General features: G+C 29.2%; 15 protein-coding genes. 11 read left to right on the top strand and 4 right to left on the bottom strand.

All coding sequences use genetic code 11. The features are described 5' to 3' along the window. Position 1 precedes the first annotated feature (1 nt). The gene (gene hemA / locus WG950_RS05255) at positions 2–1237 is read right to left on the bottom strand and encodes a glutamyl-tRNA reductase (protein WP_340934624.1); all 1236 of its coding nucleotides are present in this window, start codon (positions 1235–1237) and stop codon (positions 2–4) included. A gap of 205 nt (positions 1238–1442) precedes the next feature. On the opposite strand from hemA, the gene WG950_RS05260 reads away from it, so the two are divergent. The 4 genes from WG950_RS05260 to WG950_RS05275 are packed head-to-tail and all read left to right on the top strand — an operon-like array spanning position 1443 to position 4468. Beyond that, positions 1443–2327, top strand: coding sequence for a helix-turn-helix domain-containing protein (locus WG950_RS05260; protein ID WP_079738330.1), 885 nt, complete (start codon positions 1443–1445; stop codon positions 2325–2327). Positions 2328–2334: 7 nt separating this feature from the next. Next, positions 2335–2841, top strand: a complete 507-nt coding sequence (locus WG950_RS05265; RefSeq protein ID WP_079738329.1) for a TrmH family RNA methyltransferase — start codon at positions 2335–2337, stop codon at positions 2839–2841. A gap of 29 nt (positions 2842–2870) precedes the next feature. Further along, positions 2871–3887 carry a ferrochelatase gene (gene hemH / locus WG950_RS05270; RefSeq protein ID WP_340934630.1) on the top strand — a complete coding sequence of 339 codons (1017 nt, stop codon included), beginning with the start codon at positions 2871–2873 and terminating at the stop codon, positions 3885–3887. A gap of 5 nt (positions 3888–3892) precedes the next feature. Beyond that, positions 3893–4468 carry a CopD family protein gene (locus tag WG950_RS05275; RefSeq protein ID WP_340934634.1) on the top strand — a complete coding sequence of 192 codons (576 nt, stop codon included), beginning with the start codon at positions 3893–3895 and terminating at the stop codon, positions 4466–4468. Position 4469: 1 nt separating this feature from the next. On the opposite strand, the gene recR is transcribed toward WG950_RS05275, so the two are convergent. Further along, positions 4470–5087 carry a recombination mediator RecR gene (gene recR, locus WG950_RS05280; RefSeq protein WP_340934636.1) on the bottom strand — a complete coding sequence of 206 codons (618 nt, stop codon included), beginning with the start codon at positions 5085–5087 and terminating at the stop codon, positions 4470–4472. 93 nt (positions 5088–5180) lie between these two features. Here recR and WG950_RS05285 point away from each other — a divergent pair, with 93 nt between their 5' ends. The 6 genes from WG950_RS05285 (at position 5181) to WG950_RS05310 (ending at position 11160) form a co-directional block, all read left to right on the top strand. Next, a complete protein-coding gene (locus WG950_RS05285) occupies positions 5181–6614 on the top strand; it encodes a sodium:solute symporter (RefSeq protein ID WP_340934638.1) in 1434 nt (477 codons plus the stop codon). A 1-nt stretch (position 6615) separates the two neighbouring features. After that, positions 6616–7806, top strand: coding sequence for an NAD(P)/FAD-dependent oxidoreductase (locus WG950_RS05290; protein ID WP_340934640.1), 1191 nt, complete (start codon positions 6616–6618; stop codon positions 7804–7806). 54 nt (positions 7807–7860) lie between these two features. Further along, a complete protein-coding gene (pdxH, locus tag WG950_RS05295; RefSeq protein ID WP_079738325.1) occupies positions 7861–8508 on the top strand; it encodes a pyridoxamine 5'-phosphate oxidase in 648 nt (215 codons plus the stop codon). A gap of 34 nt (positions 8509–8542) precedes the next feature. Next, positions 8543–9031, top strand: a complete 489-nt coding sequence (locus WG950_RS05300) for a SixA phosphatase family protein (RefSeq protein ID WP_077808685.1) — start codon at positions 8543–8545, stop codon at positions 9029–9031. A 6-nt stretch (positions 9032–9037) separates the two neighbouring features. After that, a complete protein-coding gene (locus WG950_RS05305; protein WP_079738324.1) occupies positions 9038–9940 on the top strand; it encodes a Ppx/GppA phosphatase family protein in 903 nt (300 codons plus the stop codon). A gap of 152 nt (positions 9941–10092) precedes the next feature. Beyond that, positions 10093–11160: an OmpA family protein gene (locus WG950_RS05310; protein ID WP_340934647.1), complete on the top strand. Its 1068-nt coding sequence runs from the start codon at positions 10093–10095 to the stop codon at positions 11158–11160. Positions 11161–11675: 515 nt separating this feature from the next. Here the strand turns inward: WG950_RS05310 and WG950_RS05315 are convergent. Further along, the gene (locus WG950_RS05315) at positions 11676–12179 is read right to left on the bottom strand and encodes a thioredoxin family protein (RefSeq protein WP_340934648.1); all 504 of its coding nucleotides are present in this window, start codon (positions 12177–12179) and stop codon (positions 11676–11678) included. Between the two features lie 40 nt (positions 12180–12219). After that, positions 12220–13242 carry a tetraacyldisaccharide 4'-kinase gene (gene lpxK / locus WG950_RS05320; protein ID WP_340934651.1) on the bottom strand — a complete coding sequence of 341 codons (1023 nt, stop codon included), beginning with the start codon at positions 13240–13242 and terminating at the stop codon, positions 12220–12222. A 53-nt stretch (positions 13243–13295) separates the two neighbouring features. Between lpxK and WG950_RS05325 the strand changes: the two genes are divergently transcribed. Further along, positions 13296–14390, top strand: coding sequence for a Nif3-like dinuclear metal center hexameric protein (locus WG950_RS05325; protein ID WP_340934654.1), 1095 nt, complete (start codon positions 13296–13298; stop codon positions 14388–14390). The last annotated feature ends 2 nt before the right edge of the window (positions 14391–14392 follow it).

Genomic DNA, 14392 nt, shown 5'->3' on the forward strand with positions numbered 1-14392 from the left:
ATTATGATTGAAACACTTTTTGAATAACTTCTATACTTTCTGAAACAGAAGTTTCTTCATCTTTTAAATGCTTAACAAACTGTGTAGTAATTTTTTGTATAAATCTCGAAGTTAAGATTTCTGCCTGATTTTCATCAAAATTTATAATTTTCTTTTTCTGAAAATTAATTTCATCTTTCTTAATAACTTCTAAAGATTCTTTTAACGCGGCAATTGCTGGGGTAAACCTTCTATGGTTTAACCAACTATTAAATTCTGCCTTGTGAGTTTCTATAATTTCTTTTGCAAACGGAATTTCTTGTTGACGAACAGCTAAAGTTTCATCAGTAATTTTAGAAAGTTCATCTACATTCACTAAAGAAACACCTTTAACCTCTAAAACATCTTTTGCCACATTTTCTGGCATCGATAAATCTAAGATTAAAGTTTCTTTTTTATTTACAATATGTTTTTTTGTAATTGTTGGCTTATCTGCACCTGTAGACACAATAATTACATCTGCATTTGCAACCTCTTCTGTTAAGTTTTCGATAACTGATTTACGAATAGAAGCATGCTCTTTTACAAAAGCATCTGTTTTTTCTTCGGTTCTATTGATTAAACTAACCTGTTTATTCTGCGTATATTCTGCTAAGTTTTTACAAGTATGTTTTCCCATTTTACCCAAACCGAAAACTAAAATATTTTTAGAATTGTAATCTGGTAAATTCTTAATAATGTATTGCACTGCAGCATAAGAAACTGATGTCGTACCAGAACTTAACTTTGTATCGTTTTTTACACGTTTACTTGCTTGCAGAACAGAATTTACAAGTCTCTCTATATAAGCATCTGTAGTTTTTAATTGTTTTGCCAATTTAAAAGATTGTCTTAATTGACCAACAATTTCATAATCTCCTAAAATCTGACTTTCTAAACCTGTACCAATCCTAAATAAGTGGCTAATTGCCTCTTGATCTTTATTGATATTACAAATAGCATTAAATTCTTTAACAGTACCTTCAGAAAAATCACAAAGCAATTCTATAAGAAGACAAGGTCTATTGGCAAAACCAAAAATTTCTGTTCTATTGCATGTAGAAATTATAAAGATAGATTTTATACCTCTTTCTTTAGCTGCATTTAAAAGTGCGGCTTGATTTTCTTTGGATACAGAAAATTTACCACGCATTTCTGCATCTGCCTTTTTATAACTTACACCAATATTGTAAAAATGTACTTGTCCTAATTCCTTCATAAATTGTAAAAGATGATGCAAAAATAAAAAGAGCAATCAAAAAAAAGTATCGCTTAAAGAACTTTTAATAACGTTCTGTGTTTTTTAATGCTTTTATTATTAAAAAACATTCTAAAATCCTTATTTTTGTAGTGTTAACAAGTAATTAAACATTTTTTATATAGAATGATTCTAAATAAAAGGAGTTTCAATATTTAAGAAAATTATGTTTAAAAATGTCGGAGAAAGTTCTTTTGATGAAATAAACCTAGAAAAAGGGTTTTATGTTCTTCATTTTCAGAACGAAAGCAAAAATGCAATCAATTTTGAAAGAGATATTGATAGTACATTTATACAAATGCACTTCTGTTTACGCGGTAATTCTAAATTTTTATTTAATTCTGGCGATTATACTTTTGATGTTTTAGACAATCGATCTATACTTTTATACAATCCGCAGAGAACATTACCTATTAATTTAGAAATTCAACCAAAAACAACATTGGTTTCTTTATTAATTTCTATTGAAAAATTTCACTCTTTATTCTCTAAAGAATCAGGCTATATTCCTTTTCTAAGTGACGAAAACAGCAATCGTAAATTTTACGACGATACAGAAATCAAACCAACGGTTTCTATTGTTTTGCAACAAATCATCAACTCTAACATTAACAGCTCTATTAGGCAATTATACGTAAAAGGAAAAATATACGAGTTACTAAGTCTTCATTTTCAAAAAGAAGAAAGTACAGATGCAGAATATTGCCCGTTTTTAGTTGACGAACAAAATGTTATTAAAATTAGAAAAGCAAAAGATATTATAATTTCTAGAATGTCTGAACCACCAAGCTTGCAAGAACTAGCAACTGAAATTGGTTTGAATTTAAAAAAATTAAAAGAAGGCTTTAAACAAATTTATGGCGATACAGTTTATAGTTTTTTATTCGACTATAAAATGGAACACGCAAGAAAATTATTAGAATCTAATAAGTATAATGTAAATGAAGTTGGCTCGCAGGTTGGTTACAGTACCGCAAGTCATTTTATTGCCGCTTTTAAAAAGAAATTTGGTACAACACCAAAAAAATATGTAATGAGTTTAAATAAATAATTATAATTTGGAACAACTTACACATTACGACATCGAAAACAAGCAACAACAATTTCCTATAACAATTGTATGTGATGCTATTAGAACTCCAGAAAATATTGGAATGTGTTTTCGTATTTCTGAAAGTTTTGGTGTAGAGAAAATATATTTTCATGAAAACTCACCAACTACAGAAAATAGAATCGTAAAAAAAACTGCTAGAAATACTCTTAACCAAATACAACACGAAGCTTACACAAATTTCGAAACATTAATTTCTGAATTAAAAGCAGCTGGTAACACAATTATTGGTATAGAAATTACTGATAAAAGTATCGATATTCAAGATTTTAATTTTAAAAATCACGAAAAAATCGTATTACTTTTGGGTAGCGAAAGAAACGGTATCGAAAATATAAACTTAGTAGATAAAACTGTTGCAATACCAATGTTTGGCAGAAACTCTAGCATGAATGTAATACATAGTTTAGCGATAACTTTATATGAAGTTACCAATCAAATATCAAAAAAATAAGTAAACAACCACTTTTGAAGCATATATAAATGAAAGGTATTTTATTAAACAATTTAGGGTCACCAGATTCTACGGATACAAAAGATGTAAAAAAATATTTAGGAGAATTTTTAATGGACGAGCGTGTAATTGATATTCCTTTTTGGAAACGCTGGATTCTTATTAAAGGAATTATCTTAAAAATTAGACCAAAAAAATCAGGTGCAGCTTACAAAAAAATTTGGTGGAAAGAAGGTTCTCCATTAGTTGTAATTTCTGAAAGGTTTACTAAAAAAGTTGCCAAAAAAGTAGATATTCCTGTAGAATTAGCAATGCGCTATGGTTCTATGTCTATGGAAAAAGGGATTAAAAACCTGGTTGATAAAGGTGTAACAGAAATTATGTTGGTTCCTTTATATCCGCATTACGCAATGTCTTCTTACGAAACTGTTGTTGTTTTAGCAGAAGAAATTATTGCAGAGAAATATCCGCAGGTAAAATTAGATACTTTACCACCGTTTTATAACAAACCAGATTATATAAAAGCGATGAGCAATAATATTGCAAATCATTTAAAAGGTTTCGATTATGATCATGTTTTATTTTCTTACCACGGAATTCCAGAACGTCACATCAAAAAATCTGACCCAACAAACAGTCATTGTAAAATAGATGGTTCTTGTTGCGAACGAAATTCTGTAGCGCATCATACTTGTTATAGACATCAATGTTTTGAAACTACAAAAGCAATTGCTAAAGAATTAGGTTTGGACGAAACAAATCATAGCAATTCATTTCAATCTCGATTATTAAAAGATCCTTGGTTAAAACCTTACACAGATTTCGAATTAGAAAAATTTCCAACAATTGGTAAAAAGAAACTTGCTGTAATTACACCCGCTTTTGTTGCTGATTGTTTAGAAACTTTAGAAGAAATTGCCATGGAAGGTAAAGAAGAATTTTTAGAAGCTGGCGGTACAGAGTACAAACACATACCTTGTATGAACGACAATGATGATTGGGTAGACGTTATGGTTTCTTGGATAAATGATTGGAAAAACAAATAATTTATATGGATTTTCTTTACGTTAAAGCATTACATATCGTTTTTGTAGTAACTTGGTTTGCAGGTTTATTTTATATTCCGAGATTGTTTATTTATCAAACAGAAGCAGAAAATAAATTAGAACCTGCAAAATCTATTTTGCAAACTCAGTACAAATTAATGACCAAAAGGTTGTGGTATATAATCACATGGCCTTCTGCAATTTTAGCAAGTACTTTTGCTTTTTGGATGCTTATAGAAAATCCTACTTATTTATCCGAACCTTGGATGTTGGTTAAACTAGCATTTGTTCTTGCCTTGTACTTCTACCATGGTTTTTGTCATTCAATATTTAAAAAACTTCAAAAAGATATTGTAAAATATTCTGCTTTCAGATTGCGAATATTTAACGAAATATCAACTATAATTTTATTTGCAGTCGTATTTTTAGTAACCGTTAAAAGTGCAATAAATTGGATTTGGGGAGTTATAGGAATTATTCTTTTCGGAATTTTAATGATGCTTGGTATTAAATTATACAAAAAAATTAGAGAGAAAAAATCTTGGGAAAAAGCAGAAAAAGAGGTTTTAGACAAAGATTAACTTAACCTCTTATACTTTGCTCGAACGGAATTCTATTTAAAATAGATCTTCCTAATGTAACCTCATCTGCATATTCTAATTCGTCACCAACAGAAATTCCACGTGCAATAGTACTTGTTGTAATTTCAAACTGTTCTATTTGCTTAAAAATATAAAAGTTAGTTGTATCACCTTCCATTGTAGAACTTAGTGCAAAAATTAATTCTTTAATTTCTCCGCTACTCACTTTATTTATTAAAGATTCTATTTGTAAATTCTGCGGCCCAATACCTTCGATAGGAGATATTTTACCGCCTAAAACATGGTACAATCCTTTAAACTGAGCTGTACTTTCAATAGCCATTACATCTCTAATGTCCTCTACTACACAAACAATCTCTGGGTTTCTCTTCGGATTTTGGCAAATATCACACAAAACAGTATCAGAAATATTATGGCATTTTTCACAAGTTTTTACATCATTTCTAAGATGCAAAAGAGCTTCAGATAAATATTTTGTATTTTCTGATGGTTGCTTTAATAAATGTAACACTAAACGCAATGCAGTTCTTTTACCAATTCCTGGTAATCTAGAAACTTCATTCACCGCATTTTCTAGTAATTTCGAAGAAAAATCCATAACTGCAAATTTAACTCTTTCAATAGAAAAGAATCAATAAAAAAGAAAAAAGACTGCTAAAAAACATATATTCGTAATCAAATAAAAACTAAAATGAAACCCGAATATATCATCTTATTAATTGTTGCATATTTTACTGTTTTAATTCTTATTTCTTACATCACAGGTAAATCTGCAGACAATAAAACCTTTTTTAAAGCAAATAATTCATCACCTTGGTATTTGGTCGCTTTTGGTATGATAGGCGCATCACTTTCTGGTGTTACATTTATTTCTGTTCCGGGTTGGGTAGAAGGTCAAAACATGAGTTATTTTCAAATGGTTTTGGGCTATATTGTTGGTTATGCTGTTATTGGTTTGGTTTTATTACCATTGTACTACAAGTTAAACCTAACCTCTATTTACACTTATTTAGAAGATCGATTTGGTAAAAGCTCATACAAAACCGGTGCTAGTTTTTTTTTGTTATCTAGAACTATTGGTGCCGCTTTTAGACTTTTTTTAGTTGCTAATGTTTTACAATTGTTGTTGTTTGATAGTTATGGCGTTCCGTTTTGGGTTACAGTTTCAATCACCATACTTTTAATATGGTTGTACACCTTTAAAGGAGGTATAAAAACAATTGTATGGACAGATACATTACAAACTTTATTTATGTTAATAGCAGTTGGTGTATGTATTTATACGATTTCTGATGAAATGGAAATTGGTAATCTTTTTGCATATATAGCAGATAACGAACTTTCTAAAACTTTCTTTTTTGAAGATGTAAATGCAGGTAATTATTTCTGGAAACGATTTTTAGCAGGTGCTTTTATCTCTATAGTTATGACAGGTTTAGACCAAGATATGATGCAAAAAAACTTAACCTGCAGAAACCTAAAAGATGCTCAAAAAAACATGTTTTGGTTTACAATTGTACTTGTTATCGTTAACTTTTTCTTTTTAGCATTAGGTGTTTTACTTACAGATTATGCAAAATCTAACGGAATTGACGCACACAAAGACGAGCTTTTTCCTATAATTGCAACTAAAGGTTCTTTAGGTTTAGCAACTGCAATCTTTTTCCTTTTAGGTTTAATTGCCGCGGCATACTCTAGCGCAGATTCTGCTCTAACATCTTTAACAACTTCTTTTAGCATTGATATTTTAGAAATTGACAAAGAAAAAGACAAAGCAAAACAAGAAAAAACCAGAAAAAAAATACACATACTTTTTTCTTTAATTTTAATAGCAACCATTTTAGTTTTTAAATATTTTATTGCTGATGCAAGTGTTATTGCTAAAATATTTACGTTTGCAAACTATACTTATGGCCCATTATTAGGCTTATATGCCTTTGGTCTTTTTACAGACATTAAAGTAAAAGATAAAATGGTGCCACTTATTTGTTTAGCTTCTCCTTTTCTAACCTATTTGGTTAATTATTTATCCTTAGAATATTTTAATTTTGATTTTGATTTTTCTCTATTAATCTTAAACGGATTTATAACTTTCTTAGGTTTGTACTTTTTTAAGAAAAAATAACATGAAAAAGTCGATTTCGATAATTGGTAGCGGACCATCAGCTTTATTTTTAGCTGCTTTTTTAGATCTAGAAAAATACGATGTTACTATTTACGAAAAAAATAAAACAGCTGGCAGAAAGTTTTTAGTTGCTGGTAAAGGCGGTTTTAATTTAACACATTCAGAATCCTTAGAAAAATTTACAGAAAAATATACACCAACCAATTTTCAAAAAGAATCAATTACAAATTTTACAAATCAAAACTTTAGAGATTGGTTATTAAAAATAGGAATTCCAACTTATATTGGAAGTAGCAAAAGAGTATATCCAAAAGAAGGTATTAAACCGATAGAAGTTCTAAATAATATTTTAAAATATTTAAAAAACAAAGGAGTTCAATTGAAGTTCAGTCATTGTTTTTCGACTTGGGATAATGGAAACAACATCATAATTAATGATAAACAAATAAAATCTGATTTTACCGTTTTTGCTTTAGGAGGTGCGAGTTGGAAGGTTACAGGTTCGGATGGAAAATGGCTTGATGTATTTCAATCCAAAGGAATTAAAACAGTACCGTTTGAAGCTTCAAATTGTGCTTTTAAAATTAATTGGGAATCAGAGTTTTTGAAAAAAAATGAAGGGAAACCACTTAAAAATATCGAAATTTATTGTGATTCAAAAAAACAAAAGGGTGAAGTAGTAATTACAAAGTTTGGCTTAGAAGGAAACGGAATCTATGGCTTAAGTCCGCAAATTAGAAACCAATTAAACGCTAACCATAAAGCAATAATTTATATTGATTTTAAACCGATTTTTGATCTAGAAAAAGTAAGCTTTAAAATTAAAAATGCTCTTTCTAAAAACACTACTCAAATTTTAAAAAAAGAATTAAAATTAAACAGCGCAGTAATCGATTTATTAAAAAACAACCTAAGTAAAGAAGACTATTTAAACTCTGATGTTCTTTCAAAAAAAATTAAAAAATTCCCATTAGAAATAGTAGCTACAAACTCTTTAGACAAAGCCATTTCTTCTGTTGGTGGCATTTGTTTAACCGCTATTAATAAACACGGAGAATTAAACGTCTTAAAAAATCAATTTTGTATCGGCGAAATGCTAAATTGGGATGCACCAACAGGCGGTTATTTAATTCAAGGTTGTGTTAGCAATGGAGTTTCTTTAGCTAATTACTTAAATAAATTGAGCTCTTAATTTAACATTGTACTTAAATTATTCAGTATTTTTACATAATTAAACTTTTTTTAAATGTCTAAAGACTTATCAAATTACCGAAAATCCTACGAAAAGGAAGAGTTATTAGAAAATAATTGCCCAGAAAATCCAATGGAATTATTTCAAACTTGGTTTAAAAATGCAGATGAATCAAATACTGTAGAAGAAACCAATGCCATGAATGTTTCTACGATTGGTAAAGATGGTTTTCCTAAAAACAGAATTGTCTTATTAAAGAAATTTACTTGGGAAGGTTTTGTTTTTTATACAAATTACACATCAGAAAAAGGAAAAGCAATAGAAGCTAATAATAACATCTGTTTATCGTTTTTTTGGCCAGCATTAGAGCAACAAATTATAATTAAAGGAGTTGCAGAAAAACAAATCGAAAACTTATCTGATGGTTATTTCGAATCGAGACCAGACGGCAGTAAGCTTGGTGCATGGGCATCTAACCAAAGTAGTGTTGTTAACTCTAGAAAAACATTAGAAGATAATTTAAAATCTTTTGAGAAGAAATTTGAAGGTAAGGAAATAAATAGACCAAAACATTGGGGCGGATATTTGGTAAAACCAATCTCTATAGAATTTTGGCAAGGTAGACCAAATAGGCTTCACGATAGAATAAGATATAGTCTAGAAAAAGATTTTTCTTGGAAAATTGAACGATTAGCTCCATAAATTTTTATATTTACCATAACCAACTAAAATTTAAATGAAAACACTTTATATAGTAAGACACGCAAAATCTTCTTGGGAATACTCTGGTATTGAAGATATTGATAGGCCCTTAAAAAAGCGTGGTATTAAAGACGCTCATTTAATGTCTAAATTTTTAACGAAAAAAATTGAAAAACCTGATGCTTTTATTACAAGTAGTGCTAACAGAGCATTACACACTGCTGTAATTTTTTGCGAAAACTTTGGTTTTCCGCATGCAAATCTTCAAATAAAAAGACAACTTTACAGTTTTAGCGATGGTTATTTAGTAAAAACTGTTAACGCACTAGACGATGGTTTTAATTCTGCAATTATATTTAGCCACGATCATGGTATAAATACTTTTGTTAATGAATTTGGAAATAGACCTATTGCACATGTAACAACATGTGGTGTTATAGGTATTCAATTTGAAGAAAAACACTGGAAAAATATTAGAAGAGGTAAAACAATTTTAGTAGAATTTCCTAAAAATCTTAAATAAAGTACTTTGTTAGAAATAAAAAAATTCGCAGCTATAGATATTGGTTCCAACGCAATTAGATTATTAATTTCGAACGTAATAATTTCTGATGACAAAGAACCTCAGTTTAAAAAATCATCTCTGGTACGTGTTCCAATTCGATTGGGTGCAGATGTATTTGTTAATGAAGGCATTATTAGTGATGCAAATATTAGCAGAATGATTAATGCTATGGAGGCTTTTAAATTACTGATGAATATTCATGGTGTAGAAAAGTACAAAGCTTGTGCTACTTCTGCAATGAGAGAAGCTTCTAACGGTGAAGTTGTAGTGAAAGAAATTTTTAACAAAACCGGAGTAAAAATTGACATTATTGGCGGTAAAGAAGAAGCCGCAATTATTTCTTCTACAGATTTAAATGAGTTAATCGAAGGAGATAATTCTTATTTATATGTAGATGTTGGTGGTGGAAGTACCGAATTTACAGTTTTTTCTAAAGGAAAAATTATAAATTCTAAATCTTTTAAAATGGGTACAGTTCGTTTATTAAATAATAAAAAATCTGTAAACAAAGAAATGTTTGCCAACGTAGAAAAATGGATTAAGAAAAACACAAAAGATTTAAAAAGAATTTCTTTAATAGGTTCTGGAGGAAACATCAACAAACTATTTAAAATGTCTGGTAGAACAGAAGGAAAACCAATTTCTTTTATCTACTTAAATGCTCAGTATCAGTTCTTAAAAAACATGAGTTATGATGAAAGAATTTCTGAGCTTAGTTTAAATCCAGATAGAGCTGATGTTATTATACCTGCAACAAAAATTTATTTATCGGCCATGAAATGGAGTGGTGCAAGAAAAATTTATGTACCAAAAATAGGTCTATCAGACGGAATAATTAAGAGCCTACACAACAACACCTTAACCTAAAAAAAACATTAACTTTTCTTTAACTTTTCTTTAACAATTGTTAATATTTTGTATCTTTATTGTGACTTTTATAGAAATAACGAGTCTTAACTAAAGAACATTAATATTAAAACAATTACAATGAAAAAGTATTACTTAGTGGTTTTTTCTTAATGATTGGAGCTGTAGCTTTCGGTCAAGATTTACCAACAAACCCAGAACCAGGAAAATGTTATGTACGTTGTAAAACTCCAGAAGTTTGGAAAAACGAAGATGTAACAATTGAGGTAGCACCTGCTTACAAAAAGATAGTTACTTATCCTGCAACATACAAAACTGTTACAGAAAGAGTTTTAATTAAAGAAGCAGATCAACGTTTAGTTGTTGTACCAAGTGTTTGGGAAACTAAAACAGTAACTTATACAGGTAAAGAAGATGCAAACAGCTTAAGAGTTGTAAAAGCTACTTTTAGTCCAGATTCTCAAGTAATTGAAACTAAAGCGGCTTCTGCTGTTTGGGAAATGAGCGAAAAAGCACCAGATTGTGAATCTAGTGACCCTAACGATTGTAGATACTGGTGTTATAAGCCAATTCCTGCAAAGTTTGTTACTGTATCTCAAACTGTATTAAAATCAGATGCTTCTACAACTAAAACTGTTGTACCTGGTTACGAAAAAACGTATACTAAAAAAGTAATGGTTTCTGGTCCTACAACTAAAACTATCGATGTACCTGCTGTTTATGGTTCTATCAAGAAAATTGTTTTAGTAAAAGACGCTTACCAAGAAGAAGTAACTGTTGCTGCTAAATATAAAACTGTAACTAAAGAAGTTTTAGTTAACAAAGGTGGTTTAACTACTTGGAAAGAAGTTGAATGTGAATTAGTAAACAACACTCCATTACCAATTAACTGGAATTTAGGAAGTGCTACTTTAACTAGTGCAGCTAAAAGAATTATCGACGCAAGATTATTACCTATCTTAAAAGACGGTGTAGCTGTTGCAATTGAGTCTCATACAGATTCTAGAGGAACTAAAGCTAACAACCAAAACTTATCTGAAAGAAGAGCACAAGCAGTTACAAACTACTTAATCTCTAAAGGTGTTAATCCTAGCCAATTAACTGGTAACGGTCTTGGTGAATCTAAATTAACTAACAGATGTGCTGATGGAGTTTCTTGTACAGAAGCAGAACACAGAGCAAACAGAAGAACAACTTTTAGAGTTGTAAATCAAAAATAATTAATAGTATTAGTACTATATTAAAACCGAAGCAATATGCTTCGGTTTTTTTGTTTTTATACGTTTTTTAATTACTTATTTTATGGACAACAGAAAACTCTAAACGGATTAACAATATTAACATCAATATTTCTAGTCCAAAATAAAGCAAACCTAACTTCGTAATTGAATTGTAATTATAAAGAATTATTGCAATTGATAAGAAGCAATAAAATAAATTTAAAAATGCTATTATCTTCAAACAAAAAAGAACTTTAATAGGGTTTCTAAAATAAAAGTAAACGTTATAAACTATTAAAATTATTGGAAAAACAGCTAAAAAATATAAAGTAGATTTAGATAAACCTATAAAAGGTTGAAACTTTACCAATACAAAACCTATAAAGAATGCGGAAACTAAAGCGCCTAAACCATCAATGATAAAAAGAGTCCTTGGTTTACTATTTAAATTCTTTAAAAAGGAAATCATTATAAATTCAAAATCGCAAAATTCATAAGAAATTACTTAAGATACGTTAGTAGTTCTCTATCACAGAATTGATAAAAGGATAATAATATTCGGTAAGAATTAAACCCTTTTTATAACCAATCATTCTACCTCTGTGATTTACAAAAACCAACGTAGGATATGATTTAACGTGATATTTACGAATTAAATCATATGTCTCTTTTAATCTTTTTGCTTCCACCAAATCTTTATTCCTAGGATTATCAGCTTCATATAATATCAGCTCTTTGTCAGCTATATTTTTAAATTTTTCTGAATGAAATAATTTTTTATCTAAAACCTTACATGGTCCACACCAATCTGAACCTGTGAAATAAATTAAGACAGGTTTTTTTTCTTTTTTAGATTTATTTAAAGCCTCTTTATAAGAAGACTCCCAATTTGCAGTTGGCAATGGTTGTTCTATTTTACTTTCCACAACATCTTCTAGAGGTAAATCGTCTATATCTTCTTGAGCAAATAAAATCGTTGTAAATAATATTACAAACGGTGATAAAAATATTTTTTTCATTCTAAGGTTTTAATTTAAAATATCAATTATAATACCAAATTTATACTTTTTCTTTTAAATGACTGTTTATTAAGGTATCAAACTTATTTTTAGAATCATTTAAAAACAATGTTTCAATAGGTAAATAACATAAATCACTTAATTTATCATGCAATCGCACGTAATCTTTTTCGGTAGTTAAAAGAAGTTTATTACTTGGTAAGTCATCGAAATTAGTTTTAATATCATTAATTTCTTTTTCACTAAAATGATGATGATCTGCAAACTCTAAATGCTTAAAATTGACATTTAAATTTGATAAAAATTCTAAAAAAGGTTTCGGGTTTGCAATTCCGGTTATCAGTAAAACTTCATAATTTGCAATATCAGTAGTAGAAAATTCTTTGGAACCCAAAACTTTATTTCCGTAAGAAATTGTAGTAAAAAAAACTTCTTTATCAAACTTTTTAAGTTTTTTTAAAACTTTCGCTTTTGATGATTGATCTAAATCGTTTGGGCATTTTGTAACCAATATTACATCTGCTCTTTTTGCACCTGTTTTGCTTTCACGCAAATTTCCTGTAGGCAGCAAAAAATCATCTACAAACAAATCGTTAAACTTTGTAAGCAAAATATTAAAACTTCCTTTTACTTTTCTATGCTGAAAAGCATCATCTAACAGAACAACTTCTGCATTTTGTTCGTTTATCAATTTTGCAACTCCCGCTACTCTATTTGCATCAACAGCAACCGAAATAGCTTTAAACTTTTTGAAGTATTGCAACGGTTCATCACCAACATCAATCGCTTTATGAATGTCTCTTACCAACACAAAACCTTTTGTTAGTCTTTTGTAACCTCGACTTAAAACCGCTGTTTTGTATCGATTTTGCAGTAATCTAATAAGATATTCTATCTGCGGAGTTTTACCTGTACCGCCAACACTTAAATTACCAACAACAATTATTGGCGTTTTAAAACTTGTTTCTTTAAACACGCCAACATCAAAAAATAAATTTCGAATTTTTGTTACAAAATCGTACAAAATAGCAAACGGAAATAGAAAAAATCTAAGTACTTTCATTGTGGTAAAAATACATTAAAAATGTTAACTTTGATTTTAGAAAAAAACACCAAATGAAGATAAAAGAAGTAACAAATTATTTAGAAGAATTGGCTCCTTTAAATTATGCTGAAGATTTTGATAATGTTGGCTTACTTGTTGGCAATTACAATACAGAAGTAAGCGGTGTTTTAGTTACCTTAGACACTTTAGAAGAAACTGTAGACGAAGCAATAACTAAGAACTGTAATTTAATTATTAGTTTTCATCCTATAATTTTTGGTGGATTAAAAAAACTTAACGGGAATTCTTACGTAGAAAAAGTTGTTTTAAAAGCGATAAAAAATGATATCGCAATTTATGCAACTCATACAGCTTTAGACAATTCTAATAACGGAGTGTCTGCAAAAATGTGCGAAGTATTAGGATTAAAAAATCAGAAAATATTAATTCCGAAAAAAGGAATTATAAAAAAACTAACAACTTTTGTACCTGTTAAAGATGCAAAAGAATTGCAAAAACACCTTTTTGATGCCGGCGCTGGAAATATTGGTAATTATAGTGAATGTTCTTTTAGCGTAAACGGCATCGGAACTTTTATGGGCAATGAAAACTCAAATCCTGTTCTTGGAGAAAAAGGTAAAAGACATTCTGAAAACGAAACTCAAATAAGTATTCTTTTTGAAAGTAAAAATGAATATGCTGTTTTAAATACTTTAAAAAATAAGCACCCATATGAAGAAGTTGCTTATGAAATAATTACTTTAGAGAATACACATCAAAACATAGGAATGGGAATGATTGGCGAATTACCAAGCGCTATGGATGAAAAAGAATTTTTAGTATATTTAAAGGATAAAATGAAAACAGCATGTGTTAGACATTCTGAATTGATTCATAAAAAAATAAAAACAGTTGCAGTACTAGGCGGATCGGGTAGTTTTGCTATTTCTAATGCCAAAAGAGCTGGTGCAGATACTTATGTAAGTGCAGATTTTAAATATCATGAGTTTTTTAAAGCTGAAAAAAGCATTTTATTGGCAGATATTGGTCATTATGAGAGCGAACAGTTTACAAAAAACCTTTTGGTTGACTATCTTACGAAAAAATTTAGTAATTTTGCAATCGTTTTATCAGAAAAAAGTACAAATCCAATTTATTACATATAAAC

The sequence above is a fragment of the Polaribacter marinaquae genome (genome assembly GCF_038019025.1).
In the GTDB taxonomy this organism is placed as follows: domain Bacteria; phylum Bacteroidota; class Bacteroidia; order Flavobacteriales; family Flavobacteriaceae; genus Polaribacter; species Polaribacter marinaquae.

Coding starts and splice junctions, on each gene's coding strand:
- WG950_RS05310 (WP_340934647.1), top strand. CDS start 10,093: ATGATTGGAGCTGTAGCTTTCGGTCAAGATTTACCAACAAACCCAGAA.
- WG950_RS05260 (WP_079738330.1), top strand. CDS start 1,443: ATGTTTAAAAATGTCGGAGAAAGTTCTTTTGATGAAATAAACCTAGAA.
- WG950_RS05325 (WP_340934654.1), top strand. CDS start 13,296: ATGAAGATAAAAGAAGTAACAAATTATTTAGAAGAATTGGCTCCTTTA.
- recR (WP_340934636.1), bottom strand. CDS start 5,087: ATGGATTTTTCTTCGAAATTACTAGAAAATGCGGTGAATGAAGTTTCT.
- WG950_RS05285 (WP_340934638.1), top strand. CDS start 5,181: ATGAAACCCGAATATATCATCTTATTAATTGTTGCATATTTTACTGTT.
- WG950_RS05290 (WP_340934640.1), top strand. CDS start 6,616: ATGAAAAAGTCGATTTCGATAATTGGTAGCGGACCATCAGCTTTATTT.
- hemH (WP_340934630.1), top strand. CDS start 2,871: ATGAAAGGTATTTTATTAAACAATTTAGGGTCACCAGATTCTACGGAT.
- WG950_RS05300 (WP_077808685.1), top strand. CDS start 8,543: ATGAAAACACTTTATATAGTAAGACACGCAAAATCTTCTTGGGAATAC.
- pdxH (WP_079738325.1), top strand. CDS start 7,861: ATGTCTAAAGACTTATCAAATTACCGAAAATCCTACGAAAAGGAAGAG.
- lpxK (WP_340934651.1), bottom strand. CDS start 13,242: ATGAAAGTACTTAGATTTTTTCTATTTCCGTTTGCTATTTTGTACGAT.
- WG950_RS05275 (WP_340934634.1), top strand. CDS start 3,893: ATGGATTTTCTTTACGTTAAAGCATTACATATCGTTTTTGTAGTAACT.
- hemA (WP_340934624.1), bottom strand. CDS start 1,237: ATGAAGGAATTAGGACAAGTACATTTTTACAATATTGGTGTAAGTTAT.
- WG950_RS05315 (WP_340934648.1), bottom strand. CDS start 12,179: ATGAAAAAAATATTTTTATCACCGTTTGTAATATTATTTACAACGATT.